Origin of the sequence: Brevibacillus sp. AG, assembly GCF_028369215.1 — a bacterium.
Classification (GTDB): Bacteria; Bacillota; Bacilli; order Brevibacillales; family Brevibacillaceae; genus Brevibacillus; species Brevibacillus porteri.
The window spans coordinates 19,201-44,755 of record NZ_JAQMYO010000021.1; the positions used below are offsets into that span (position 1 = coordinate 19,201).

Below are 25,555 nucleotides of genomic sequence, written 5' to 3' on the forward strand. Positions count from 1 at the left end.
ATGATTATACCAGTTATTCCAAGGGTTAGCTCTATTGAGTGGTAGTTCATATGTAGATGGTTAAACCCCAAAAGTAGATTGATAGATAAGTGTTATCACAAGAACAGGTTTTAATTGTGCAGAGATAATAAAGTTATAGACTGATTAATAAAGTATTAGACTGACATTCAGCTATTCAAATAACGGGGCAGTTATCTTCAATAACTATATGTACATGCTAAAAAATTGGATAGCAAATGTTTATTTTTGTCTTGTCATCATTTTTAGGTTCTTGCCCAATATTCCACATTTTACACTCCTTTAAATAGGTAACTGCATAGGATAAAGGTAAATGAAGACATTATGCTGGGAGAATGATTATGTACCGTAACTCATGGTATCACTATCCATGGCATAATCCTATGCAGATCAACTGGCATAACAACAATTGGAGTTATCATTGGAATCGTCATCATTACAATTCGATTTCCGACTGGAATCCTTATTACGAAAACATCAAATTAAGAGATTATGGATCAAAGCCATTTGTAGTGAACATTGACCAAGCTGCAAATCAAAACAATACTTATCGTACTGCTTTATGGACAGGGAAGAACCTACAAGTTACCCTGATGAGCATTGATGTAGGAGATGACATTGGTTTAGAGGTCCATCCGACAACGGATCAATTCATTCGTATTGAAGAAGGTCAGGGGCTTGTTCAAATGGGGGATAACAAGAATAAATTAGATTTTCAACAAATGGCCTATGATGACTATGCAATCATGATACCGGCAGGTAAATGGCATAATGTAACTAATACGGGTAATAAACCGCTTAAAATTTACGTTATCTATGCACCGCCTGAGCATCCATATGGTACAGTTCATGAAACAAAAGCAATTGCCCTGTCTGCTGAAGAAAACCTACTAATGTAAAATTGACTGATTTATTAATGGAAGTAGCCAGTTGGACAGAATTTGACGAACAATTTATCCATGGATCAACGAATCGGCCGCCAAAAGGAGAAGAAAAAACTGTACTAATGGCTGCATTGATGGAAATCGGAACAAATATTGGGCTTCGAAAATGGCAGATGCTACTCTCATCAACTAGCTAACGCCGCTCAATGGAGGTTATATGAAGATGCAATGACTCGAGCTCAAGCTAAGCTAGTAAATTTTCAGCATAGACTAGCTCTTGCATCATACTGGGGTGATGGCACAACATCTTCATCGGATGGTATGTGCGTGCCGATAGGTGTTTCATCCCTTCACGCTGATTCCAATCCTTATTATGGTTCAGGCAAAGGGGCGACTATTTATCGATTTGTTGGCGATCAATATACCAGTTTTTATACAAAAGTTATCATTACAAATGCTCGGGATGCTGTTCATGTGATCAATGGACTTCTTCATCACAAATCCGATTTGCGAATTGAAGAACACTATACAGATACAGCCGGTTACACCGATCAAGTATTCGGATTAAGTCATATCTTAGGATATCGTTTTGCACCAAGATTGCGCGGCTTAGCTGATAGTAAACTCTACACAATCGATCAATCAAGTAATTATCCGAAATTAGAGGCTATACTTCGTGGTCGAATCAACACCAAAATTATCATAGACAATTACGATGATGTATTACAACTATCCCATTTCATTCGTGAAGGAAAAGTCTCTGGATCGCTGATCATGGGTAAGTTAGGATCATATGCAAGACAGAATAAAGTAGCGACTGCATTACGTGAGATAGGCCGGATTGAAAAAACGATATTTGTTTTTAGATTATATCTCCAATGAAGCCTTGGGCCGCCGCATACAACGTGGTTTAAACAAAGGAGAAGCAATGAATTGGTTGGCCAGAGCTTTGTTTTTTGGAAAACGTGGTGAATTCCGCGAACGTGGGCTACAGGATCAATTACAAAGAGCTAGCGCATTAAACATTTTTTGATTAATGCGCTAAGTGTATGGAATACAGTTTAATTAACAGAGGCAGCAAGACCCTATCACAGTCAAATGGATTGTTACGAGAAGATCTTCTACAACATATCACGCCCTTAGGCTGGGAACATATTAATTTTCTAGGTGAGTACACATTCGACTTAAAAAGAATACCTGGTCAAAATTTATTATTACCACTCAACGCAGCTCAATAAAGGATCACCCGATTTCTCCTACTTAGGGAAATCGAAATTGTTTGTTACAGATATTTATAACTTATAAATAAGGCCGATCTCTCCTTAGCGTACAGGAAATCGGCCTTTTTCTAGTGAAAAGCTGCTTAGCGTACCAAATTTCCGATCCATTGCTGGTACCCCGTATACAAAAACATGATCTAGGCAACAATATCAAAAAATGAAATTTTATATTAGGAGACACCCAAGATGATGCGATCAGATTCGATTTCTGTTTTACATATTACGCTACTTAGCATGACGGCAATCGGTTTAAAAAATCACGTTGTCATCATCCCGCCACTCATCCAGACAGCGGGCAGAGATGCCTGGATGTCAGTCATTCTTCTCTTTTGTATCTCATTGTTATGGGTCCCCTTGCTTCTGTGCATCCACAACGGAACGAAACAAGAGCAGATGTTCGGATGGCTGAAGAAGCATATTGGAAAGATCCCGGCCCTTCTGTTGATGCTGGTTATGGGGGTTTACTTCATCATCCTTATCGCTTCAACGTTAAAGGAAACGATTACTTGGACGAAATCATCTTATTTACCTGAGACGCCTGCTTTTTTTCTAACGATATTATTGGGTTTGCTTTGCTTTTACCTAGCCATCGCTGGTCTGAGAGCGATAGCGATTGTAAATTTCTTCGTACTTTCCGCCGTGGTTGTTTTCGGCTTTTTTGTTGGGATCAGCAATTTTCAGTTTAAGGATTTCTCCCTGTTGAAACCCTTCCTGGAGAACGGTTATAAGCCTGTTATAAGTGGGATGATTTATCCAGCTTCAGGGATGGTAGAACTTATCATGCTGCTCTTTCTACAACACAGGCTTAATGCTCCAGTTCGCTTTAACCATTTTGTTGTAAATTTGTTACTGCTTAGCTGGTTAACGATTGGACCGCTAATCGGGGCAATCGTGGAATTTGGTCCTGTTGAAGCGGCAAGACAGCGAAATCCCGCGTTTGAAGAATGGAGTCTTGTTCGTGTCACCAGATATATTGAGCATGTTGACTTTTTATCGATCTATCAATGGCTTACAGGCGCTTTCATCCGGTGCTCCCTTTTTCTGTATATCCTGAAAGAGCTTTTCCAATTGAAAAACAATCGGCAGAAAACTTTGTTTATGTTGGTCACTCTCGTCATCGTGATGGCTTTGACATTGGTTGGTCTTAGTGATTTCGAGCTTTATAAATTGATGAAAGATGTATTGCTTCCGTTTACTGTTTACATTTTCTTCACTGTATCTGTCTTACTCGGGTTAATCGTTCTTTTGTCTCGCAAAAAAACTCGGAGGATGGTCTCGTGACACAGATCGATGGACAAACAATCCATAGGTTATTTGAAAAGTGCCCGGATGTTCACTTTCAGAACTTTTACTTCGGCGAACAAGCTAACCACCGTGTTTTGCTGGTTCAGTGCACGGGAATGGTCGATCAGGAGGCTGTTCAAACCATTATTTTGAAGCGGTTGGATCTTTTCTTGGAGAAAATGGACGACCCCTATTTGACAAAACCGACCGTGCTGAAGGGCTTACATGTTCCTGACATTAAGGAAATAAACGATGAACAGGAAGTAATTTCGGAGGTTTTTTCAGGGAAATTGCTACTTTATTTTGCCGAGCCCAAGCTGACATTCTCCACCGATATTTCCAAACGTCCGCAGAGAAGTCCGGAAGAAAGCAAAATGGAAGTGACAATTAAAGGCCCACGGGACAACTTCATTGAGGATATATCAATTAATATCGCGCTTATCCGCAAACGTCTTCCTACCAATTCGATGTGTATCGAAACATTTCAGTTAGGCAGACGCTCAAAAACAGAGATATCTATCTTATATATGAATGACATCGCCAATCCTGGAACCATAGAGGAAATCAGAAACAAAATCAGTTCTGTCGATATTGACGCAATTTACAGTGGTCAACAGCTTATGGAGCTCATCGAGAAAAAAAATCAGATTTTCCCTCGCTACCATTATACAGGAAGACCTGATTTTGTGGTTCAGGCACTGCTGAGCGGGCGGGTGACAATTATGATTGACAGTGTCTCCTATGCCATTATCACTCCTGCAAATCTGTTCATGTTGCTGAAAACAGCAGAGGATACCGAATACCCGGCTTTATATAGTTCCTTTGAAAGATTGATGCGAATTGTCGGTATCTTGGTGGCAACGCTTCTTCCTGCTTTCTGGGTCGCCCTTACCGCGTTTCACCAAAATCAAATCCCCTTTACCTTATTAAGCAATGTAGTTGGAGCGCGAACAGGAGTGCCTCTTCCTACTCCGCTGGAAGCACTGGTTATGCTGTTGCTATTTGAGCTGTTTAGGGAGGCTGGTTTGCGGCTTCCCATGGCGATAGGTCAAACCTTAAGCGTTGTTGGCGGATTAATTATCGGCGATGCAGCAATCCGGGCAGGTTTAACCAGTCCCGCGATGGTTGTGGTCATAGCTACTTCAACTATTGCTACCTTTACGCTTGTCAATCAATCCCTCGTGAGCACCATCAGTATTTTGCGATTTTTTGCCTTGGTGTCATCCTCCATTTTTGGTTTTTTTGGCTTTTGTATGTCTATTTTTTTTGTCTTTTCATACCTGGCCAAGATTCGCATATTCGGTATCTACTATTTGGATCTGGCTATGGATATTAACCTTTCCAATATCTTAAAAGCGATGATTCGGCGGTCTGCCAGAAAAAACATTACCAGGCCGCAGATGTTTAACCCACAGGATCCGAGTCGAAAAGGCAGGGATTAATGTTGAAAAGGAGCATCTTATTATGGGTGATTTGGTTCCTCTCTCCTCTGGCTCTTTCCGGATGCTGGGACATCAATGAGCCCGAACAGATGGTGTACGCAAACGGTATGGGAGCTGATTACAAGGATGACCGCTACATCGTTTACATACAGCTAATTGATCTGGGCACATCTGCAAAACCGGAAAAGGGCGGCAAATCTACCGAACCAGCGGCTGAAATTGTTTGGGGTACGGGAAAGGATATTGATGAGGCTATTTTCACTATTTATACTACAGCTAAACGAAGAATTTACTGGGGGCATCTCTCTTATATGGTGCTTACGGAAACAGCGTTGAATAAAGGTAGCCTGCAACAGATGATTGATATTACCGATCGATATTATGAAACTCGCTACCACCTGAAAATTTATGCAACGAAGGTGCCTCTCGAGAAATTGTTTCAGCTCGCTACATACCCGTCAAGGTTGAGCGATCCGGAAAGCGCTTATGAACAAAGTTCACTTATTAAACCTGTTACCATGAGAGAGGTTATCCTCGCAATTGATGAAGCAGAACAAGAAGCCGTGCTGCCTATGGTAAGTACAGAAAACAATCACATGGAGCAAGATCAGGTTAAAACAGGAGGCATAAAAGTTAATGAGATTGCATTCGTCACCGCTCACCATTTCAAGGGATTTCTCTCGGAAAAAGAATCGGTTGGATATCGATGGATGAGAAAAGAAACGAATCGAGCTGTAATTCCAGTCGATAAAGATAAAAAGGCAGCCGTATCTATTGTAATAAAAGAATTAAAGCAAACTATCACCCCTCGCCTCAGTAACGCTGGTAACGCACGCTTTGAGATTGAGATCCAGGCATCGGCTACAGTAAGCGCATTATACCAGCCTGTTACCATCTCGTATCTGAATCGAGAGTTAAGCAAGCTTATTAAGAAAGAAGTGAAGCTGACATATTTGGCGGCGCTTAAAAGAGGAGTAGATATTTATCGGCTATCTGAAACGTTATATCGCAAAGACATTAAAGCGTGGAGAAAAATCGCCCGTGATGGGAAGATTCCGCTTCATGAAGATTCTATAAGTTCACTTATAGTGATAGTTGAGCTAAAAAGTTCAAATCAATTAAAAATGACTCCATCAATAGAATGATGTGCGTAAAAAAAGAGCGCCCAGGTTGGTAAATATTAGGGTGTTACCATATATAACATATATAAGAGGCCGATCTCTCCTTAGCGTACAGGAAATCGGCCTTTTTCTTGTGAAAAACTTATTAGCGTACAAAATTTTCGATCCGTTGGTGGTACCCCTTAATAAAGTTAATAGTACGCAGTCCAGTCTAAAACTATATTCTCATCAGACGGCGGTTAGCAGTTTGAACTAACACAACTAGTGCGATATAGTCAGCCCAAGGTTTTCCTACTACCATCCGTTCAAAGTAGCTGACCACCATTTCTTCCACATCGGGCCACTCGTTAGATGTATAAGGGTCAACACATGTTTTGGGTGTTACCATTAAAGGAGGAGCAATCTTTCCCTCTAACCGTTTCCATGGTTGGATGAATATTTCATTAGTCATTTTACTCCTCCTATTCCCATAAGGAAATTAAAATCATCGTTTGATAACAATTGTTGTGTATCAACGATTAGCTTTTCACCACAAGCGTCTCTGTTCGAGACTGGAGGTCTCTTCCTTGGATTTAATGCTTCTTTTTTAGATTTCTCCATTAATTTGTGAACCTTGTCCTGAATTTCGAGATGACGTTGTACATCGAAATAATGTTGGTACACCTCAATCATTTCCCAACCTTTTTCCACTTCATGTACTCAATTAATTCACGTAACTTTCGTTGAATATTGTTATTATTATCGGTAGTCTCATATATTGTTCGCATCGCCATTGTGACGTACCAGTGTCTAGCTTGATGAACATCGGCATCAATCCCTGCGTTCTTACATGCAGGCTTCCAATAATTTTCACGATATGTTTTGGAAGTAAATGTAGTTCCTCTATTCGATAAAAAAAGAGAAACAGACTGTAAATCTATTTCTTTTCTTTGTTTCATTCTCAGAAAATCGCTTAGTTTTAGGTGGTTGGGGTCATGTCGATATCGCTCGGTATCAAAATACCTTAAAAGTAGCTTAGTTGTCTCATTATTCCATCTTAAAAATTTTACTCGTCGACCGTTGCTTCCCTTGTTAAAAGCATGTGCTTCCTTCAGCAGCCCCCTGTTGTGCCAGTCACCAAGAGTTAGACCGAGTACTTCAGACACCCGTCCACCCGACTCAAATAAAATCCGGGTAATACATTCCTCTCGGAGTCCCCAACCTTTAAGGCGACTTCCACCTAATAGTATCAATCCAGGGAGTTTTACATCGTCTACAATTTGAGGAACCCACTTTTCACCTTGCAATCGAAAGTAGCTATCTGATAATCTTTTTCGCTTTTTAGGCTCTTCCGTACCGCTAATAGAAGGCATTCTAGGAAAAGCATCATTGTGTTCTACAAAATCCTTGGAAGTGGAAATAACATGTAGAGAAAAAACATCTATTAGTGGATTATTTTCAAATGGATAATACTTTTTGTTGACCATTACACCATAAAAAAATTTCAATGCGGATAGAAAAACACGGACTGTACTTCGACTATTTTCAGTGACATCTACTACTTGAAATCCGTCCTTGTGTTGGTGTACTTTACAAGACATTTTTTGAATTAGATACTCATAAATTGCCTGTTCGTATACGTTCAGGTGTATCGTTCCACGTTATATGGCTACGAATCTGCCATTGATTTGATTCCAACCAAGTAAAAAAGGGGAGAATTGAATTTAGGTAAGTAGTTGCAGTTCCTTGACTTGTCCCATCGTTTATCTCCTTAGCGAATACGGTCAATGGCAGATGTATTTGATTATTTCGATCGAAAACAATTGCTGGGTAACCGTGGACAGAATCCGTAGGCCTCCGTACATATCTGAATGTCTTGGATAGCAAATTCGACAACCCCCCCATTAATTCGACTGAATCTTCCGTAAAACAACCTTCTCTTTTTCTTATTGAAATCCCTTCCGAAGGGGGATTAAAAAAACTACCAGTCATTATAAACTGGTAGTACATAACTAACATATTGAAATAATCGCTTTAACCAGGCAAATGAGTATTAGGTAATTACAGATGCATTGATCATTTTATATCCGCTCTTCTCATCCTGCACCCACGACGGAACTAATCCCCATTTTAGCTGACCGATCCGCCGCTTACCTTGATCGGAAATAATTGCTGGGATTTATTGACCCGGTGCGATATTATATCGTGGCTGTATTTCAAAAGGTATAGCCTCGATTTGGAACCTTGCATTCCACAACTCCAAGTTAGTCACCAGCGTAAATCGTCCGCACATAAGATCACCTCTTACCACCATAATTGCCTAATGCTTATATGGTTAACCAGGACTACGTGGACAATATGAAATCAACAAAGACTGGTCAGCAAAGTATACCCCTCTTTGTCCAGCTCCTCTTTATTTCTAGCACGATATAACAATCTGTGAAATCTTTATTAGTTACTACCTGCGATCCCGATGCACCGAAGTGTTTCCTTGCGCCGACGACTTGCTAAATTGCATCAATCCCAACCCAGGAATGCATTTGCCAAATGAAAAGCGCCTGCCATAACGACAATCGCCAAAGGCAGGTTAGATTGCTTTTTACCTGATCCAATCGATGATGCACTGACTTCCACAATAAAGGGGAGCCGCATTATCAGCTCCCCTTGAAAAAAAAACGCCCTCTCCATTTTGGAAAAGGCGCTCTATGCGCTGTGCTTTAGTTGTGCTTGTGCCATCTCTTTTTTTCTGGTTCTGTGATGTACTTCTTGGCCACTGCTGTACGATTTTTTGTAGAGCAAGCATCATCCAATCGTAATTATTACATCTAACAATGGGTTCGTTACTTATTTTGTCTCAGTGATGGTTACTTCATGAGAATCAGCAAGTTCCATTATGGCCGCTTGATAATCCCGCATCAACTTTCTTCCTTCTGCTAATTTCTTATTTGCTGTAGCAATCTTAGCATAGTCTTGTTTCTCAAGAGCTGATACCGTCGTTATAAAACCACTATGTTGGGTTGTAGCTGCTAAAATAAATTGGTCGTGAATTTTTTGTACTTCTGGCGTAGCCGGTTTAATCTTTTCAAGCTCTTCTAGAAACTGTGAATAAGTCGGAATTATACTTTTTGTCATCGCTTCAAACATAACTAAGTCATTTGTATAGTTAGCGCCCGTTATAGAAGAATACTCTTCAGTAGCCTTCCTTTCGAGTGATGTAACTTTTGGCAACTCGGTGTTTAAATAGTTAATAAGATCTTCTTGTACTGGGTCTGTTCCACATCCCTGTACTACAAATATTGAAAATAATAAAAGAAACGCTATGACTAACTTATTCGATTTAAGCATTGGAACCACCTTTCAATAGGATTAATTACCTAATTATTATCCCATCATATAAGTTATCTTTCATTCTATGTATTCCGACATATTTCGACATTATTCTAATTGCCGCATTTTGAGTGGACCTCTATTGGATTCTCCTGAAGTTTGTTCAAATGATCAACTAAGGTGGGAATAAGTGAAGTTGCTTCCGAAGAAGGAATAGTGGGACCGATCATTTCCTCAACCATTTTCTTTTTGTAGCTACTCTTTAGGAGGATTCATATTGCACCGTCCTTCTCACAAGTAATGTTTTGTTTAATAACCTCAGTGCTAACCATTTACACTTGTTCACGCACCCTTTTTTACGTCTGCCCAGAACCTCTTATACTCGTCTACATAGATTTCTATAAAACAAGGAAAGGAGGGTCACACTTGAAGATACCGAAAAGGTTATACGACCGTTTAGCCAAAATTCTGGGTGGGACAGGCATGTCAAATGATACTTGTTCTATCACGATTGAACGCAATCTCAATGCAACGATCTTGAGACGTGCTTTGAACGTATTGAAATAACCGATCCTAGTGGCGCTAAGCGTATTGCAGGCTTAGGGCCTCTTTCATTGCCCTCCACTATCGTTTATCACATCGATTGTTGTGTTGCCTCCTAAGATAGAGTAAAATGCGAATACCACACACTAAATTCCAACAATTCCGAAATGGGTGAATTCATTTTTTGAATGATCATGATCATGAGATTCATGGCGATAGAATTTTTACAATAATCGTCAATAAACTTCGAGCAGCTGGGTGTGTTTTCGCTGAAGATGAGGCCAGGTTACTAATCGCCTCAGCAGGGACAATGACTGAACTATCGGACATGGTAGAATTGCGAACAACTGGCATGCCTCTCGAACATATTATCGGCTGGGCTGAGTTTTGTGGACTGCGGATTATTGTGGAAAAGGGCGTTTTCGTTCCCAGACAACGTACAGCATTTCTCGTTAGACAGGCTGCCGACCTCATCCGTCAAAAGTCGGTAGTGCTTGACCTATGTTGCGGATCAGGGGCGGTTGGGGCGGTTCTTGCTTACTTGGAACAGATCGAATTGTATGCTACTGACATCGATCCAGCCTCGGTGCAATGCACCCGTCGCAATGTTACTACCCCAGGAGGTCGCGTTTACGAAGGAGACTTATTTGAGCCTCTTCCTAGCATACTTAGGGGACACGTTAACGTCATCGTTGCCAATGCTCCCTACGTCCCCACCAAAGCCATTGAATTTCTTCCACCTGAAGCTCGCATACATGAGGCGAGAATAGCACTCGACGGGGGACCGGATGGGCTTGACGTTCAGAGACGAGTATTGGCTGCGGCTCCACTCTGGTTGGCTCCTGGTGGACACTTACTAGTTGAGACAAGCGAACATCAGATACATCAGACAGTCGATATCTTCACTTGTTGCGGGCTGATTACACGGGTGACAAGGTCTGACGAGTTGGATGCTACCGTCGTAATCGGAACCAAGCCGGTTCCCTAAAGCAGTTTAGGAGTCTAAACCTGTTCACATAGGCTAGAGTTCAAGAACTCGTCAATATTTCTCCCTAAGAAGGACCTAATCCCTATAGAAACTTCATTCATCTCTTTTTTCCACAATTACCGTTGTGTTAACTTCAAATGGTTGTAAAATGATAGTTATCATTTATTGCTATAACGACTGATTAGCACTCGGTCATAATAAGATGTTGATTGAAGTGACAGGTCACTTTACTGATGAGATTATCCTTCATGGGAAGATACACAGAATGCATGAATTGAAGAATATGCAAGAAACGGGATTCCGGTAGGATACAAGACCCTTACGAAGCCTCTTGTTTGGTCATTCCTTTCTGGAGGGGTTGCCATACCCAATCCCCACTTTTCAGACCTTGATCGTTTTATCTTACGGCTCCTATTCTGGCGCTGACAGTCGTTCTGTGCGGACTTAAATTACTTTTTCTCTGTCGTATAATAAATCAACGCAATGACCGGTAAAGCTATTCCAATCAACAAGGCTGCTTTCCAGCCACCCATAGCATATGCCCATCCACCTGTAGCAGAGCCTATAGCACCACCAGCAAAAAAGATTGCCATGTATAAACCATTAAGCCGGCTTCGAAATTCTGCCCCCAATGAGAAAATTGCACGCTGGCCAAGAACCAGATTTGCTGAAACTCCCATGTCCAATAGAATGGCCGAAATTACCAAGGTTACTAATGCGGAAGTTGAACTGCCGTGGATTACAAGAGGTAGAATTCCAGAAATAATAACGAAAGCTAACGCTAATCCTGTGGCTGATCGAGCCCAGCCTCTATCGGCAAGACGGCCTGCCACTGGTGCAGCTACCGCCCCAGATACTCCAAGCAATGCAAACAGGGAAACTTCCTTTTGTGAAAAATGGAAAATCGGACTGGTCAATAACAGCGGAACCGTAGTCCAGAACAAACTGAAAGTTGCGAACACACATGCGTGGTAGATGGCTCTACGTTGCAGGATTGGTGTCGTTTTGAGTAAATGCAACATAGAACCCAGAAGTGCCGGGTACCGTGTGGTGTTCAACGGCTGTCTTGCAGGAAGCACCATCGCCAATAAAAGAGCCAACACAAGAATCGCTATGGCGGATAAATAGTAGACTGCTCGCCAGCCCAAAAACTCCGCCACCATACTTGAAATGGGACGAGCGAGCATGATACCGAGTAACAAACCACTCATGACATTCCCCACATTGCGACCGCGTGTAGCATCTGGCGAAAGGTGAGCAGCGTACGGAACAAGTACCTGAGCCGCAACTGATCCCAACCCGATAAACAGTGAAACAGTGAGAAAAAGGCCAGCGCTTTTGACTACTGCTGCAAGCGCCAAAGCTATTGCAGTGAGGAACAATGACACTACAACAAGTTTTCGGTTTTCAAGTATATCTCCCAAGGGTACGATAAATAATAATCCAATTCCGTAACCAATTTGGGTAAGTGTGACGATTAAGCCAGCTGCCTCAGAAGATAACTCAATTGCCGAACTAATCGGACCCACTAAAGGCTGCGCATAATAGAGATTAGCAGCGATTAGTCCGCATGCGGCAGCAAGAATGAATATCATCCACGCCGAAAAAGGCTTTTCCATTTTTTCACCTTCGATTGAACTCATCGTTAACGCTCCTTTTTGTGGAAGTAGTCATCATTACTGGAACGATCGTTCCAATAAAATTAAAAAAATTTTGTTTATAGCATCTCAATAACGGTGTTCATCATGTCATAAATAATTTTTTTGTCAGTTTTCACCTTGGATACTACATTGATACTATGATTTAGGTTAAGCAATAGGTGTGATAGAGCCTTTATATCTTTCTTGGAGTCGATTTCTTCCGTCTGCTGTCCTTGATTTAGAAGTTCATAAAAGGCATGTTCCAATTCTTCGAAACCGTCTCGTATCAATTTACGTAGTTGTTCATCTGGTGAATCCAAGCCAAGCGTTGCGTTAGTAATCATGCATCCTTTAGGCAAATCCTCATCAAATGCGGAAGTGATATGCTGATCAAAATACTGCCGGATTCCAGCTTTCGCAGACGACGCATATACCAACAGATCTCTTTTTTTCTGACTTATTTTTTTGTAATGTTGTATCGCTTCAACATAAAGCGTCTCTTTGTCTACAAAGGTTTCGTACAAACTTGATCTGCTTAATTCCATTGCTTTTAATAAATCCGGTATGCTTGTGGCTTCGTAACCTTTTTCCCAAAAAACTAACATTGCCTTATGAAGTACGTGTTCCTTGTCAAACTCTTTTGAACGTCCGATAATGATTCCTCCTTAACTGTAGAAGCAGTATAACATTTCGGGAACGATCAGTCCATTATTTTTACTATGGTTCCAGGCGAGCTCCACGCGGTTACGACGATTTTGATGGTGACCACGAAAAGGACGACGAGCCGGAGATATCCAACCACTTTATAAATGGCACGACCTGGACGATACTTGCCAAGCACGTTTTACAATCTGTCAAATAACATGTTGTCTTATGTACAATCAAACCATGGCACCGATATACAAAGGTAGTCCACGAATACGAACTCAAGCTGAACTTCACCGTACAACTTGCTGGCTCTCTTCCGCTCGATGTGAATTACTAATCTGAAACGTGGTAAATCAATAATAAAGACCATGAGATCGACTCAATTTGGATGTGTCAACCTCATGGTCCTTTTTGACGAGATACGGATTAGTCCCAGTTTCGAATATACCCTTTTGCCTTATTAGTGCTATAGTTTTTTACTTCGAGTTTGTACGTGCATCCGCCTTGCATGTATACGTTAGTGCTATCTTGTTTGTAGCTAGAGTCTGTACCAAGTTGAATCTGTGTATCCACATAGTCAATGTCTCCTGCACATTTCTTCCATACAAAAGCCCCAGCCAGTCCAGTACCTTCCGAAATCAATGTAACTCGACCATATTGATGTTGCCCACTTACCGCGCTCGTCCACTTGGTATCATTACTGTATTCAACTACAACTTCTGCTTGCTGATTTGCAGCAAATACCGTATTAGATGTAAACGATGATACTAATAAGGTAGCAAGGCTAATAGACATGAACTTCTTTTTCATTGCAAGACCTCCCAATATTTGGATGTGAACAAAATGAATTATACCAAATTAAGGTAAATTATCAATTGTTTTAATTATAGTAGCAAATTCACAGTGCGCGAAGTTATATGGAGGTTGTGGACACTACAGATCGATTTCTTGCCCCATTGAGTAGTGGGGTGTTTGTCTCTTTAGTCCAGATAAACCGTTTTGCCCGCTCCCGATTAGGTAATCAATCCGTTTTTCTCTTCAGCTTCGATTGCCATTTCATCCACTTGCTACATGCATAATTTTTCTTATGCGGTCGAAGAAACGAATCTTCATTGAGCATTTAAGGGTTTTGGCATACGATTCAACTCGCTTTTTTAATCCCATACTTACCCTCCTTTACAAATCGTGTGTTGTGTCACATCTTTCACATAGCTGCACTCTTATCTCATTAATAATTTCTTTCAAAAACGTCTCATATCCCCATCTTCATGGTAAACTTTCCCAATCTCGCTACCTGGCATATCTAGCCGATTTTTCTGGACTGCAAATGCGATTTATTTACTTATTACTATCCTGTTATTTAATTGGGATGCCAAACGAACTGCTAAGAAGAAGCAACAGGCTAAAACAAAAGTTGCACGATAGACGCCCTTGTTTTTGGGCTTCTTTTCATTTTTACCGTTTTGTTAAGCGACCAATTCCACCGCTGCTGTGCATATCCCCCATGACCTTTGTTGCAAGTGTTTCAATGATCTGCTGATCTGTCATCCGGATCCCTCCTCATCGCACAGGGTGTAGTGCTCGAAAAATCATCTGCGGACTGTCTATACTTCTGGTCAAAATACCAAAAATCGAAAATTGTGGTAATGCCCTTGTCCACCTCTGTACCTCAAGCATAGTTTGGTACAAGGAGGTGATATGAAAATGGCAATGAACCCACCAATTTTTATTGGAGCAAATAGTATTGCAACTATCGGCAACCGTTTTTTCCTAATTGTTGAGGTTGAGGCAAAAGTACCTGGTGTCGAAATTGACCCAGTATTTGCGGTCCGCATAACCCGCGAACAAGCACGAAGGCTCCGAAATGCAGGTGTCATGAGAACGGTTATTCAGAATACACGTCCACGGCCTAGGCCTGGATTTGAAGTGGAGTTTAAAGGTGTACTGTTCGCTAATGGTCGGTTTTTCTCAGTTTTCGACGTTGAAAATTCAACCGATACTTCAGTACTTGTTAGAATCAGCCGTGAACGAGCACAAAGGCTTATTCGTAATGGAGCACGTAGAATCCCAGTGATTAGAAGAACCTTTTAAATGTCTCGGCTGGATTCTTTCAGCTACTGCGATGGAAACCCTGTGGAGAAACTTCTGCAGGGTTATTCCTTTTATACCGAATGTTAAAATGTGAAAGCGACTTTCAATCTATCCTCCTACAAACGCCTTTTTCCGGTTTCGTCGGATTTCGTCGCGGCCATCACCGCACTCCTGGTTGTCTGCCAGCTTCATCTGTTCCGGTCTACCTTCAAAGAAACGTATTTATCCAGCCAGTACCATCGATGTCGGATCGAGCTGCCATTGTTGTAGGTCAACGATTTCGACGAGACAAAGTGAGGAGAGTTTTAGACAAACATCCATTTCTCAGGATTTCCATATCTGTCATATTCACCTTAAGGAAGAAAATCATATCCTATCTGGAAAGTCGGACACTCTGGTCAACCTGTTCAGACACATATGCTTGAAACTGGTTAGCGAAAAGGAGTTGAGAAGTTGACACGTTCAGCGAAAAGCACCTTCAACAGCTCTATTAAAATTGATGTCCTGATCCCAGCAATTGAGAAAGACCTCGGTACTCTTCCTTATGTCATTGACAGTATTCGTAAGCAAGTGAAGCATCCGGTCGGTAAGATCATGGTTGTATCGCCACCAAGCAAACGAATCCAAGCCCTTTGCCGGCGTAAAAACTGCACCTTCATCAATGAAAGACGCGTCCTACCGATTACAAAAAAAGACATTCACTACCAAACCAAACGCACCAATCGCTCAGGCTGGCTGCTCCAACAATTGTTGAAGTTGGCAGGAGGAAACTTGACCAAAAAAAGGTATTATCTTGTGATTGACGCCGACACCATTCTCATCCGCCCTCATGTTTTTCTCGTCAACGGGAAAACCGTTTTTTACTGCCGGAACTGGAGTCGTCCCGAGTATTTTCGCACCTATAGGAAATTAATGGGAACCAAGCCAACCGCTTCGCGCTCTTTCGTTGCCCACTATATGCTGTTCGACAAATCGAAGCTCTCCCGGCTGAAGTCTAAAATTGAGGCTAGGCATAAGACTAGATGGTACTGGGCGATTATCAAGAAAACCAATAAGCAGAGTTATGCCGGCTTCTCTGAGTTCGAAACTTACGGTAACTTCGTGAAAGCTCACTACCCCGGTCATCTGGTTGTACGAAGTTCCCTTAACAAAAGCTTATCTTCAAACCCAGCATCACTTACTCGTAAACGAATCATCAGACTGGCCCAGAATTACAGGTCCATCTCCTTTCATAAACGCGGCTGGTATATCCGGAAGAAGAGCATGAGAAAATAAAGAGATGCCGAGTCCAACTGTTTGTGATGTAAAATGGTCTCCAGACCTTTGCTGAATGTGTCTGCGGGCAATCTTGGATTCGTTACAGGTGTATGCGAAGAGAGATGGGCCAAGTGCAAACTGGGTGAATCATTATACGCTTCGCAAAGCTTTATTGGGCTTGTTCCAATATGTAAGAGCCTCCAGTCCATTTCGAGTCAACCATATGGAGCCTTATCAAAATGAGCATTTTGTTCAATCGATAGCGCCAACTGTCCAGCCGGCTGTTCTTTATACTTATCGAATACCGCAGCGTTCCCAGCCCCGACACAATGTTCTGGTAGATTTGCGCGGACCAGAGCTTCCGCAATAGAAAAACCCCTCGTACCTACAGGCACAAGGGGTTTCGCTTATTAATAAGCAGTCATGTATTGCTCGCGCTCCCAATCGTGAACGCGTGTACGGAACATGTTCTTGGCTTTCAATCCGTTTTAATACTCGCATTTATTCTCTGGCAAATTATGAAACGGAAACGGTCAATACTTCTGATTAGGTAGACAGGTTCTAATAGAATAACCCATCTCCTCAAAACAGGGGCGGGTTCTTAATTAACCAACTAGAATAAAGAGAAGCTTGGTGATTTTGCAGATACATAATTATATTATTGATTACTTACACTACTCTCTATATTGGGGCGTTTAACCCCCAGCGACTCCACCCACTGACACGAGCAGCATGTCCCCACATTTATCAAAATGAGCAAGAGGTAATATTACTATCCTGATTCTTTCTGTTTCTTATGCATACTCATTGAAAATTCAGAAAAGACTGTATACAAATACTCCTCTCCATGTGTTACTATTTAATAGAAAGTTAAATTTATCCATAAATAGGAGATGATTAGGAATGTTTAAAAAACTTCTTCAAAAGTTAGGTAGTAAACCCGAAGCTAGATGTACTCCTCCCTGCCTTTGGTTTCCACCCTACACTAAATGCATGTGTCCTGACTAAGTGAGATATTACAAAAGAGGCTATCCCAAAGACCATGAAAATGGTAGAGGGGTGGTCTTTTTTTTCGTCTATTTCGTTCGTGTCTTTTAATCTAATCGAGCTGATTATTTATCATAATTGAGCTTGTGTTCCCTGCTTGTTTTGTCCTATCCTCCAGCGTTACGCTCCTAAAAAAAGGAGTGTATTGAAACTGGTATGCGTAAAGGAGAAGCAGGAGCTTTACAGTGGTCGGACATAGATTTTAAAAATCTGACGATAAGTATTAATAAGACTTTGGACTTTCAAGCAAAAGACAAAAGTGAGCTATTTTGCGATACAAAAACATACAACTCAACTAGAATGATTCGGATGAGCAAAACGTTAGCTGATGATCTAAAGCAACACATGAAGCACCAGAACCCAAAAAGCTGGCTTTAAACGAACTTTATCACCACGATTTGAATCTCGTTTTAACCAGAGATGATGGTACTATCGTCCCTAAATCGTCTCTCTTTAACGCTTTCTCACGTACACTCCAAACGATTGAGCATTCCCCTCTATCCCTATTCACTCCCTCAGACACACTCACGCAGTGCTATTAGAAACTGGAACAGATATGAAATACATCCAAGAACGATTAGGTCACGGAGAGTATCCAGATCACTTCAGATGTGTATGCCCACATCTCAAAGAAAATTGAATTAGATAACATGGACAAGTTTGAAAGCTACATGGAAAGTGTGTACTCAGAAAAAAAGTGGGCAAATCGTGGTCAAAAATGTTAAATCTCTTAAAAAATCAAATTTGCCTACCAAACAGAAAAACCCCTCGCACCGACTGACGTGCACCCCTTAAAGTAGACATCGGAATAACCCCTGTGGTTTACCGATGAACTTTAGGAGGTGCATTTTTTATGGCAACTAAAGGTCAAAAGTTTATGAGTTATCCAGATACCCTGAAAAGGGAAGCCATACGGGCCTGCTCGACGCCAACGGAAACTACCAGTTCGTCAAAACCATCCCCGGATTCGCAACAGACTGGACACACATCGTGGGCAGGTAGGTCAGACGCCAATGGGGACCGTGTATGACAAACTAGGCATTAACCAAGCTCGTGCTTGAATTGAAGTTCATCAGCGTTACGGCTCACATTGGCTGTACCATTTGATAGTGATTTTCTCAATTTCCCTAAACCACCTACGGGAGGTATAGGGGATTTTTGTTTAAATTTCTCGGGCTCCTACGGACCTCACAGCTTGTCAGAGGACACAATAAAAGCTGGCCGGACGCCCCCCTCCATTTAACAAATCGTGTGTTGTGTTATTTGAAACAAAAACCTAGCATGATTTAATGTAAGTTTTTATCAAATTGACTAAATGAAGGTTATTTTTTGAATGTAGATAAAGTAATTACTGAATCATTTGAAATATTGGTTCTTCTTAAGAGTGCCCAAGAACACAAAGACATGATCACATGATTAGATATTCAATAGATATCCGGTACAAGGATGATGACGCGCGGAGAAAGGAATACGCATCCCTTTTGAACCAAGACGCTCCTTCCATTGTCATCTTCGGAAAAATGACGGCTGTAGATTGTAATCTCGTCATGGCTCAAGTTGAGATCGATGAAGGCAACTTTTATCGTTATCGAACCTTAACACTACCTATCTATAAAATAGATGATCAATGGAAAGTAATTCTGGGAGCAGCTGTATAACATTAAAACTCTTTTCTTATTACGCACAGAATGCGCGTATTTTCATTTAACGTTGTGTTGATTATTCGTTCCAGCAAATGACCTTTGGTTCTGTGTAAACAAAATCTTTGCCCAAGAACTCACCGAAAGTCATGTTTGGGTAATCCTCTTCAGCTTCAAACCGTCCTTCTCTTTCGAATGGAACCTCCGACACACCATCAATAGTTTCGTGCCATTCCGCATCGACGTGGGAGTTATGCAATTCCAAAGCCTCTTCTTTCGATTGTGCAACGATGTATGTCGTGTAGTCCTCGCCAACTCCGAAAATTTTGAAATTCATCATAACCGCCTCCATTTTTCTTAATTACCGATGTGTTAAAGTCTGCCACTCTCGATGTACTCCACGAGTTTCTTTGACTCAGGATCATTTGACACTTTCAGCAACGCGAGCATTTCGGGTGCCTTTAGGATAGTTCGAAATGTTTGGTCCGGTGTATCCGTGTATACTGTTGCGATCCATCTGTCATCTTTGCCAAACACGTTTAGAGCTGTTCGTCCGCTTCTGCCCCGCTAACCTCCCTAACTAATTGTGATAAAACTATTCCCAGTCGTACGTTGTTTTTTCTTTGTCCTATACATGAATGACTTGCCGTTATTACCAAAGCCTATCGGCTCTATTTACTGCTCACCAGTTTGAACACTTTTATTATCCAAATATTGTTAAAATAAACAATTAATCTGTATAATGGTAATTGTATTTCAAATAAAGAATAGGGAGTGTTGTAAAGTGGATTTTGGTAAAGTCAGGAAAATCATTACAGTTCCGCTGTTATCAATGGGACTAATCCTCTCTGGGGCTGCTTCCGCGTCAGCAGAGAAAGCTCCAGCATTAAACCAACAGAATGTTCCAGCTACGAACCTTTCTAACTTTTCATACTCTATTCCAAATGCAAACTACGTTTATAGCCCAGTCTTTAATCTAAATGCAGGAAAAGCATATCTATTAGTTGATAAACAGGTTGCACATGATGACAATTATTCCTCAGATGTTAGATACCAACTTCGCAAATTAAACAACGATGGTACTATTACAATTGTAGGGAAAGTAAATGTGACACAATCTACTCTTTCCCCAAGACTTTACGAGATTGTAGATATTCCAAGCACCGGTTCGTATTACGTGTACGTTAAGAATGACACCAAAGACCCGAATCGTAATATAATTGGGGTATCTGGTCAAATCAGCGTTTACTCCCAATAATAGTAACTTTCGCTCTACGCTTTTTAATAAGTGTAGAGCTTTTTCTATTAAGAGATCTTACTTATTACACATCCTGTTAAATTGAACTACTTCCAAATTGCAACACGCATTCTTCCTGAAAAATGCTTAACTCCTCTGATAAGTCCATAACTCTCTGCCAATTTTCGTTTGCTTCGTCTCTTTAATGAGTGCGTCATCATCCATTAGACCTTTTATTTTGCATATAAAAAGCTCTTTATCTGAGTCATTCATCAAATTAAGCCCCTCCTTATCTCCCTGAGCAATTTGTAAATAAATAAATTTCGTGATACATTTTTTGTAAAATACTGTATATAGGTGAGTATTATGAAAAAAATAACTTTGCACAAAATAGTTTCAATTGTAATCTGCTTGAGTGGTCTTTATTTAATGATAACTAGCCTGGATTACGGTTTACTCGGTATCCTTTATTTAGCTATTGGAATATGGAGTGTTTTTACGTACTTTGGCAAAAGTAATGAGTGATTTAACATAATTGAGCTTGTATACCCGTCTTTTTTGTCCCAACCTCTCACGCTACGCTCCTAGAAAAAGGAATGTTGTCGCCATATGGAGAGATCGTTTTATTACATCGTTTCTTGGAGTGAGGCAAACGCACTGGTTAGGGTCTTATCAGAACGCTTTATTCCGTTTGCACTTGTTCAGTCGAAGCAGAGCCCGCACGCCAAGGCTACATTCCATGAGTCTCCAGTACCTCCTTAGCTTCGGAACACAATATGGTGTCCCTCCAATGTCCAGACCTGGAACGAATCTTTCCCACACACAATACATCGCCCGTTGTCCCGCTCCCATACTTCCGCTAGTACTTTTGAGTATGTATCCCTAGATGTGTTGGACAAGCTCTGTAATCACCTAGACTGCCGTATTGAAGACATCATTGAACATGTTCCTGACAACAAATAAAACACACCCAACCGGATGCGCTTTTTTTGAATTCGAAAAAGGGAATTGATTTTGTGGCGAATTTGAAAAAAGCTTATTAATAAGCAGTCATGTATTACTCGCGCTCCCAATCGTGAACGCGTGTGCGGAACATATCCTTGGCTTTCAATAGATTTTAATACTCCCTAGAAATTGCATAGAATCAACAGTTTTAGCTACTGTCATTTCAAATGACATCAAAGCTTTTCATCATTTTGTGGGTGATTTGTGGGTGCATTATGCATATTGAAAAGCCCAGTATAATGCTACATTGAGCCCTCCGAAATTGGAGGGCTTTTGTCTTCATTTTTAGCATTCCTCACTCTATCATGCTTGTTTGTTTAAAGAATCGCGAACCCCTCCCGCTTCCATCCAAGCATATAACTTACTGAGCTGAAAACGAATTGCAGGTTTTCGATAGCTTATTGATCCGGGTCGAGACGCTGGTATTATCGTTAGATGAGATATTCAGGTATCTGGCTGCTTCCTGATTGTCATGGTCGGCTCCAGCTCTCCGACAAATAAGATTCCAATTATACATATTAATTGGAAATATATGTTATAATAATTTCGTATTGAAAATTGCGTAAAATATACTGGAGGGAAAAGAATGAAAATTAAGAAGCTTTCTTTCGCAACTGTCTTACTTAGCAGTTTAGTAGTATCTGGAGCTGGTTCTGCCTTCGCAGTATCTCAAGGTGATCCTATTAAAATAGGTAACCTGAAGATTGTTGAACGTGTATATGAAAACCCAGTAGAGTATGATTTTACAACAGCCCTTACAAAGAATGATTCATCTAAGATTGCTCCCATGGGCAATGATATGACTGGCAAAGTGTATGAAATGTCTAAGAAGGACCTATACAAATCAAAATCTTATGAAGCTGATATTGAGAACGATAGTAGCGAAAACGATACCTTTTCAAGGAAGGTTACAAGAAAAACATTTCTAACCGGAAAAATAGGTGTGGAAGCCGAAACGAAAGTCAACTGGAGGATAATAGAGGGGAAAGTAGGAATTAATGCAGAAGTTTCATTTGGAGATGAAGACATTGTAGAAACAACTCACAGTTGGGTCATACCAAAGCGTACGATTACAACCGTTGAATACGGATCAAAAGCCGTAAAAACAACTGGAAGCTTAAACGAATATTTTCAAGGCAGAGTAGTAGGTTCTAACTACGTCAACGTCAAATACTCGTACAAAGAGTATTCTAGCAAAAAATCAAAAGATCTATGATCCGACCTCTCCATATACTTCTCCTTCTGTTCATAGTTCTTCTTAGTGGCTGTAGCGAGGCAGTAACAGTCCCTAAAGAGAAGTCATATGTAACTGTCTACGATTATTTCGAAGAAATTACAGGGGAGAATCTAAAAACATCCGTGCTTCAAATAACAAAAAACGGTAATTCGGCAGAACTCACGTTACGAATCTTAATTTCGGACGATTTAAGAGAAAAAATGATGCATACGGAAAAACCCATTTACTTTACGTTTGCAGATATGCCAGGCAACGAGACCATTAAAAATTTGCTTGCTGAGACTCCTTCACACGTTCAAATTGAGTTCAACAGTAAAGAGAATCGGTATACGATTTCGCAACAGCTAAAGCTAAAAGAAAATTTGACGGAAGATGATGAACAGGCGCTATTGTCTCCTGCTAATTACCGATTTCAGGTCAGCAACGAAGAAAAACTCTCTGTAGCTAGTTTCATGGGTTTAGAATATTCGCTACTTCCAGAAGATAATCAGAAGTAGCAAAGTCGCCTGTTACGAATAGTACCTCGTGGTCAAATAAAGTATTTGTTTGGTGTACCCGCAAATTCCGCATACGAATAGACATTTCACAGTAAACAACCCGTCCCTGTTTTCAGGAGACGGGTTGTTGATTTTTGTTACTTCTGTGGATTTCGTTCCCTATTTCTCCCTCTCAAACCAAAAAGACCAGCTAATCCAAGCAACCCTATCCATTCCCAGTCTGAATCAGTGTCCACTGCTGTCGTTCTGTACGTGTTGTTATTGATACCTGTGTTAGCAGGCGCCCCATTTCCTGTTACGCCTACACCTGTATTGCCCGTCATATTATTTGGTGTGTGTGTTCCTCCTGTGTTCCCGGCACCTATGGTACCACCAGCTTCAGCGGATGCAGTTAAGCCCATTGTTACAGTTAACATTAAAGCCACCAAAATTGCGTTCAACGTTTTCAACTTGAAGAACCCCCTTATTTTATGCGTATTTACTACTTGTATTAATGTCCTTACGGATAAAATTTATACAAATTTACTCGCGTACTTCTAACATTAAAATGATTCTTCCCTCTATTGTCTGTAAAGAAAAATATAAACCCCTTCCGTAAAGAAGGGGGTGAAGTGGGGACCACGGTATAATAATAATTTGTTCTATCCATGAAATCTTATACCTACGGTGTTAAGGCGAATTCCACAAAAACGGGGGATCGCAACATGCCACTCTTTGTCCAGTTCCGCATTTTGATACGTGCTTTTATCAGAGGCTGAATGTAAACATTCTCACGATCCTCGCCAGTGATGATTGATTTTGCTACGCCATAAAACGCCTGCTTGTGTGTAGGCGACACATCGAGTTCGATCACACCTGCTATCTCTGGCAACAATTGCGTCCCATAAGTCCTCGCCTCGACCGTCAATGTACGCGATTTTGCTCATGGTTGGAGTGTCCAGTATTGCTCGGTCAAGAACGGCTTTGCGCTCCATTAGGGTGAGTCCTCTAAGGTCAGCTCCATCATAATGTAGGATATCGAATACAACGTAGGATATCGGCAGCCGCGATCGCTTCGACTGGAATCGCTGCATAGTCAGCTCAAAGTCCGGAATACCAGTATCCGGGTCTATGACCACCAGTTCGCCGTCCAGTACGATGTCAGGACCATCCGTAATAAGTTCGGGATATCTATCTGTTACTTCATTGTTGTGTCTTGTGTAAAGCTGAGTTTTGCCGTTACTTCGCATCAGAATCAATCTGTGTCCATCGATCTTAGGCTCATAGATATAGCGTCCGTCTGAAAACGGTTGATCCAACTGCTCGAGCAGCATCGGGTATATAAAATCCATATTGCATCACCGCTATAATTGTATCAATACCAAAAGAGACGTGCGCTGGTAATTACTCGTAACTCACTTTCATAATGTCCAGGAAAGGAATCTTCCTAGTTACTCCGTTGTCATCAACGTGAACTAGCCTTGTACGCGAGTCAAGAACTGTGATCCGTCCTCGGACCTTCTCAGGCATTCCCCAAACAGTCAACGCCCTTTCGTCGCCATCATCTTTTGCTTCAACAAGTTGACTCCCTAATTCCTCTAACTCAAATTCATCTCTTGTAGGACGTTTTGGTGTGGTTGACTTTGCCATAGAGCCCTCCTTAATCCACTTTTACAGCCGTTATGTGATCCATAGATATCCACTGGCTATCTTCATCGGTCACAAGCTTAATTCTCCTGCCGTTCTGATCGATCCACTTAACAACACCCCACATTGTGCATGTGGATCCCAGGTTGTCTTTTACTTGCTTCCACCACGTAACTGTAATAGCGTAATCAGCACGCGCTGAATCACAAATATCGTAGTTTAAGGATTCAAGTTTGTCTTGCTCAATAATAGGCATAGTAACGAGCTTGTCATCTTCCTTCATTTGTAGGTACATCGCTCGTTGCTCAGGCAGCACAAAACGCATTGATAAGGGGTTCTCTATCTTAGAGGCCATTTCATCACACCGTTACTTTCCCACGTTTCGAATACTTCCATCTTATCAAGTTCCGTCCTTCGCCACTCTATGTACGCTTCAAGTACCGTCATTACGTCTTCACAGCTTCTTCCGGTCTTTACGCATATCTCGTCGACACTCGGAGGTCTCGGTTTCATTGCCGAATAGTTTCCAATAATCCGAAGCACCTTACGCTCAATATCAGATAAGGCCATTGTAACCACTCCTACAAAAACAAGAACATTTGTTTGTATTATGTGCGAACAGATTGCGAACATGCAAATAAAAAAAGGCCCCTTCTGATATTATCCCCTTTGAGTAGACAGTGTAAAAAGCCCGCCCACCTGACGGTGGGTGGTACACTCTACTTGGAGGGGATTTTCTCATGGCTAAAAAAGGTCAAACATTC

The 25,555-nt window shown here is 41.2% G+C and carries 28 protein-coding genes and 2 pseudogenes; 16 read left to right on the plus strand and 14 right to left on the minus strand.

Annotation, left to right across the window (positions count from 1 at the left end; translation table 11 throughout):
- Positions 1 to 359 precede the first annotated feature (359 nt).
- The 5 genes and pseudogenes from POF51_RS30595 to POF51_RS30615 all read left to right on the plus strand — a co-directional run bounded on the left by POF51_RS30595 (position 360) and on the right by POF51_RS30615 (position 6,053).
- Positions 360 to 917, plus strand: a complete 558-nt coding sequence (locus POF51_RS30595) for a cupin domain-containing protein (protein ID WP_271756701.1) — start codon at positions 360 to 362, stop codon at positions 915 to 917.
- Positions 914 to 2,140, plus strand: a pseudogene (locus POF51_RS30600) (transposase); the annotation flags it as partial. The gene POF51_RS30595 and the pseudogene POF51_RS30600, both read left to right, overlap by 4 nt.
- 228 nt (positions 2,141 to 2,368) lie before the next feature.
- Entirely contained in the window at positions 2,369 to 3,463 is a 1,095-nt protein-coding gene (locus tag POF51_RS30605; protein WP_271756702.1) for a GerAB/ArcD/ProY family transporter, read from the plus strand.
- A complete protein-coding gene (locus tag POF51_RS30610; RefSeq protein ID WP_069844705.1) occupies positions 3,460 to 4,908 on the plus strand; it encodes a spore germination protein in 1,449 nt (482 codons plus the stop codon). The genes POF51_RS30605 and POF51_RS30610 overlap by 4 nt, the downstream gene beginning before the upstream one ends.
- Before the next feature lie 26 nt (positions 4,909 to 4,934).
- On the plus strand, positions 4,935 to 6,053 hold the full coding sequence (locus tag POF51_RS30615) for a Ger(x)C family spore germination protein (RefSeq protein WP_170831543.1): 1,119 nt from the start codon (positions 4,935 to 4,937) through the stop codon (positions 6,051 to 6,053).
- Between the two features lie 193 nt (positions 6,054 to 6,246).
- Here the strand turns inward: POF51_RS30615 and POF51_RS30620 are convergent, their stop codons facing one another.
- The 6 genes from POF51_RS30620 to POF51_RS30645 form a co-directional block, all read right to left on the minus strand.
- Positions 6,247 to 6,480, minus strand: coding sequence for a hypothetical protein (locus POF51_RS30620; protein WP_069844703.1), 234 nt, complete (start codon positions 6,478 to 6,480; stop codon positions 6,247 to 6,249).
- On the minus strand, positions 6,477 to 6,719 hold the full coding sequence (locus POF51_RS30625; RefSeq protein ID WP_139135899.1) for a hypothetical protein: 243 nt from the start codon (positions 6,717 to 6,719) through the stop codon (positions 6,477 to 6,479). The genes POF51_RS30620 and POF51_RS30625 overlap by 4 nt, the downstream gene beginning before the upstream one ends.
- On the minus strand, positions 6,698 to 7,609 hold the full coding sequence (locus POF51_RS30630; RefSeq protein WP_069844701.1) for a tyrosine-type recombinase/integrase: 912 nt from the start codon (positions 7,607 to 7,609) through the stop codon (positions 6,698 to 6,700). Before POF51_RS30630 ends, POF51_RS30625 begins: the two co-directional genes overlap by 22 nt.
- Positions 7,610 to 8,061: 452 nt before the next feature.
- Positions 8,062 to 8,187 carry an SOS response-associated peptidase family protein gene (locus POF51_RS32255; protein WP_442869626.1) on the minus strand — a complete coding sequence of 42 codons (126 nt, stop codon included), beginning with the start codon at positions 8,185 to 8,187 and terminating at the stop codon, positions 8,062 to 8,064.
- Positions 8,188 to 8,525: 338 nt separating this feature from the next.
- On the minus strand, positions 8,526 to 8,660 hold the full coding sequence (locus POF51_RS30640; RefSeq protein ID WP_271756703.1) for a hypothetical protein: 135 nt from the start codon (positions 8,658 to 8,660) through the stop codon (positions 8,526 to 8,528).
- A gap of 192 nt (positions 8,661 to 8,852) precedes the next feature.
- Complete coding sequence (locus POF51_RS30645; RefSeq protein ID WP_069844700.1) at positions 8,853 to 9,353, minus strand: hypothetical protein; 501 nt, start codon at positions 9,351 to 9,353, stop codon at positions 8,853 to 8,855.
- Positions 9,354 to 9,761: 408 nt separating this feature from the next.
- Between POF51_RS30645 and POF51_RS30650 the strand changes: the two genes are divergently transcribed.
- Both POF51_RS30650 and POF51_RS30655 read left to right on the plus strand, forming a co-directional pair.
- Positions 9,762 to 9,902, plus strand: a complete 141-nt coding sequence (locus POF51_RS30650; RefSeq protein ID WP_170831539.1) for a hypothetical protein — start codon at positions 9,762 to 9,764, stop codon at positions 9,900 to 9,902.
- 181 nt (positions 9,903 to 10,083) lie between these two features.
- On the plus strand, positions 10,084 to 10,866 hold the full coding sequence (locus POF51_RS30655) for a putative protein N(5)-glutamine methyltransferase (protein WP_069845456.1): 783 nt from the start codon (positions 10,084 to 10,086) through the stop codon (positions 10,864 to 10,866).
- Positions 10,867 to 11,315: 449 nt separating this feature from the next.
- On the opposite strand, the gene POF51_RS30660 is transcribed toward POF51_RS30655, so the two are convergent.
- From POF51_RS30660 to POF51_RS30670, 3 genes are all read right to left on the minus strand, one after another.
- Complete coding sequence (locus POF51_RS30660; RefSeq protein WP_069844699.1) at positions 11,316 to 12,509, minus strand: MFS transporter; 1,194 nt, start codon at positions 12,507 to 12,509, stop codon at positions 11,316 to 11,318.
- A gap of 74 nt (positions 12,510 to 12,583) precedes the next feature.
- Positions 12,584 to 13,111 (minus strand): TetR/AcrR family transcriptional regulator, encoded by a 528-nt coding sequence (locus POF51_RS30665; protein WP_170831542.1) that lies wholly within the window; start codon positions 13,109 to 13,111, stop codon positions 12,584 to 12,586.
- 469 nt (positions 13,112 to 13,580) lie between these two features.
- Complete coding sequence (locus tag POF51_RS30670) at positions 13,581 to 13,964, minus strand: hypothetical protein (protein ID WP_017249206.1); 384 nt, start codon at positions 13,962 to 13,964, stop codon at positions 13,581 to 13,583.
- An 888-nt stretch (positions 13,965 to 14,852) separates the two neighbouring features.
- Between POF51_RS30670 and POF51_RS30675 the strand changes: the two genes are divergently transcribed.
- From POF51_RS30675 to POF51_RS30695, 5 genes and pseudogenes are all read left to right on the plus strand, one after another.
- The gene (locus POF51_RS30675; RefSeq protein ID WP_244521663.1) at positions 14,853 to 15,245 is read left to right on the plus strand and encodes a hypothetical protein; all 393 of its coding nucleotides are present in this window, start codon (positions 14,853 to 14,855) and stop codon (positions 15,243 to 15,245) included.
- Between the two features lie 453 nt (positions 15,246 to 15,698).
- Complete coding sequence (locus POF51_RS30680; protein ID WP_069844697.1) at positions 15,699 to 16,520, plus strand: DUF6492 family protein; 822 nt, start codon at positions 15,699 to 15,701, stop codon at positions 16,518 to 16,520.
- 73 nt (positions 16,521 to 16,593) lie between these two features.
- On the plus strand, positions 16,594 to 16,872 hold the full coding sequence (locus POF51_RS30685) for a hypothetical protein (protein WP_170831541.1): 279 nt from the start codon (positions 16,594 to 16,596) through the stop codon (positions 16,870 to 16,872).
- An 812-nt stretch (positions 16,873 to 17,684) separates the two neighbouring features.
- Positions 17,685 to 18,274: pseudogene (locus POF51_RS30690) on the plus strand (site-specific integrase); the annotation flags it as partial.
- A 687-nt stretch (positions 18,275 to 18,961) separates the two neighbouring features.
- On the plus strand, positions 18,962 to 19,207 hold the full coding sequence (locus POF51_RS30695) for a hypothetical protein (protein ID WP_069844696.1): 246 nt from the start codon (positions 18,962 to 18,964) through the stop codon (positions 19,205 to 19,207).
- 61 nt (positions 19,208 to 19,268) lie between these two features.
- On the opposite strand, the gene POF51_RS30700 is transcribed toward POF51_RS30695, so the two are convergent.
- Positions 19,269 to 19,529: a hypothetical protein gene (locus POF51_RS30700; protein WP_139135898.1), complete on the minus strand. Its 261-nt coding sequence runs from the start codon at positions 19,527 to 19,529 to the stop codon at positions 19,269 to 19,271.
- Between the two features lie 444 nt (positions 19,530 to 19,973).
- On the opposite strand from POF51_RS30700, the gene POF51_RS30705 reads away from it, so the two are divergent.
- The 4 genes from POF51_RS30705 to POF51_RS30720 all read left to right on the plus strand — a co-directional run bounded on the left by POF51_RS30705 (position 19,974) and on the right by POF51_RS30720 (position 23,165).
- Positions 19,974 to 20,447, plus strand: a complete 474-nt coding sequence (locus POF51_RS30705; RefSeq protein ID WP_069844694.1) for a hypothetical protein — start codon at positions 19,974 to 19,976, stop codon at positions 20,445 to 20,447.
- An 867-nt stretch (positions 20,448 to 21,314) separates the two neighbouring features.
- On the plus strand, positions 21,315 to 21,389 hold the full coding sequence (locus POF51_RS30710; protein ID WP_244521687.1) for a helix-turn-helix domain-containing protein: 75 nt from the start codon (positions 21,315 to 21,317) through the stop codon (positions 21,387 to 21,389).
- A gap of 628 nt (positions 21,390 to 22,017) precedes the next feature.
- Entirely contained in the window at positions 22,018 to 22,647 is a 630-nt protein-coding gene (locus POF51_RS30715) for a hypothetical protein (protein ID WP_069844693.1), read from the plus strand.
- A 143-nt stretch (positions 22,648 to 22,790) separates the two neighbouring features.
- Complete coding sequence (locus POF51_RS30720; RefSeq protein ID WP_238543318.1) at positions 22,791 to 23,165, plus strand: hypothetical protein; 375 nt, start codon at positions 22,791 to 22,793, stop codon at positions 23,163 to 23,165.
- A gap of 137 nt (positions 23,166 to 23,302) precedes the next feature.
- Here POF51_RS30720 and POF51_RS30725 read toward each other — a convergent pair whose 3' ends face one another.
- The 4 genes from POF51_RS30725 to POF51_RS30740 form a co-directional block, all read right to left on the minus strand.
- The gene (locus POF51_RS30725; protein ID WP_069844691.1) at positions 23,303 to 23,614 is read right to left on the minus strand and encodes a WGxxGxxG family protein; all 312 of its coding nucleotides are present in this window, start codon (positions 23,612 to 23,614) and stop codon (positions 23,303 to 23,305) included.
- Between the two features lie 321 nt (positions 23,615 to 23,935).
- Positions 23,936 to 24,496 carry an ATP-dependent DNA ligase gene (locus POF51_RS30730; protein ID WP_334312687.1) on the minus strand — a complete coding sequence of 187 codons (561 nt, stop codon included), beginning with the start codon at positions 24,494 to 24,496 and terminating at the stop codon, positions 23,936 to 23,938.
- A gap of 52 nt (positions 24,497 to 24,548) precedes the next feature.
- Entirely contained in the window at positions 24,549 to 24,794 is a 246-nt protein-coding gene (locus tag POF51_RS30735; RefSeq protein WP_069844690.1) for a YolD-like family protein, read from the minus strand.
- A gap of 10 nt (positions 24,795 to 24,804) precedes the next feature.
- Positions 24,805 to 25,116, minus strand: coding sequence for a YolD-like family protein (locus tag POF51_RS30740; RefSeq protein ID WP_244521662.1), 312 nt, complete (start codon positions 25,114 to 25,116; stop codon positions 24,805 to 24,807).
- Positions 25,117 to 25,555 lie beyond the last annotated feature (439 nt).

Excerpts from the sequence above, each read along its gene's own strand:
- POF51_RS30595 (WP_271756701.1), top strand. The coding sequence starts at position 360 with ATGTACCGTAACTCATGGTATCACTATCCATGGCATAATCCTATGCAG.
- POF51_RS30605 (WP_271756702.1), top strand. The coding sequence starts at position 2,369 with ATGATGCGATCAGATTCGATTTCTGTTTTACATATTACGCTACTTAGC.
- POF51_RS30620 (WP_069844703.1), bottom strand. The coding sequence starts at position 6,480 with ATGACTAATGAAATATTCATCCAACCATGGAAACGGTTAGAGGGAAAG.
- POF51_RS30630 (WP_069844701.1), bottom strand. The coding sequence starts at position 7,609 with ATGTCTTGTAAAGTACACCAACACAAGGACGGATTTCAAGTAGTAGAT.
- POF51_RS30640 (WP_271756703.1), bottom strand. The coding sequence starts at position 8,660 with ATGCGGCTCCCCTTTATTGTGGAAGTCAGTGCATCATCGATTGGATCA.
- POF51_RS30645 (WP_069844700.1), bottom strand. The coding sequence starts at position 9,353 with ATGCTTAAATCGAATAAGTTAGTCATAGCGTTTCTTTTATTATTTTCA.
- POF51_RS30660 (WP_069844699.1), bottom strand. The coding sequence starts at position 12,509 with ATGAGTTCAATCGAAGGTGAAAAAATGGAAAAGCCTTTTTCGGCGTGG.
- POF51_RS30665 (WP_170831542.1), bottom strand. The coding sequence starts at position 13,111 with ATGTTAGTTTTTTGGGAAAAAGGTTACGAAGCCACAAGCATACCGGAT.
- POF51_RS30670 (WP_017249206.1), bottom strand. The coding sequence starts at position 13,964 with ATGAAAAAGAAGTTCATGTCTATTAGCCTTGCTACCTTATTAGTATCA.
- POF51_RS30675 (WP_244521663.1), top strand. The coding sequence starts at position 14,853 with ATGAAAATGGCAATGAACCCACCAATTTTTATTGGAGCAAATAGTATT.
- POF51_RS30695 (WP_069844696.1), top strand. The coding sequence starts at position 18,962 with ATGATTAGATATTCAATAGATATCCGGTACAAGGATGATGACGCGCGG.
- POF51_RS30700 (WP_139135898.1), bottom strand. The coding sequence starts at position 19,529 with ATGATGAATTTCAAAATTTTCGGAGTTGGCGAGGACTACACGACATAC.
- POF51_RS30715 (WP_069844693.1), top strand. The coding sequence starts at position 22,018 with ATGAAAATTAAGAAGCTTTCTTTCGCAACTGTCTTACTTAGCAGTTTA.
- POF51_RS30730 (WP_334312687.1), bottom strand. The coding sequence starts at position 24,496 with ATGGATTTTATATACCCGATGCTGCTCGAGCAGTTGGATCAACCGTTT.
- POF51_RS30735 (WP_069844690.1), bottom strand. The coding sequence starts at position 24,794 with ATGGCAAAGTCAACCACACCAAAACGTCCTACAAGAGATGAATTTGAG.
- POF51_RS30740 (WP_244521662.1), bottom strand. The coding sequence starts at position 25,116 with ATGCGTTTTGTGCTGCCTGAGCAACGAGCGATGTACCTACAAATGAAG.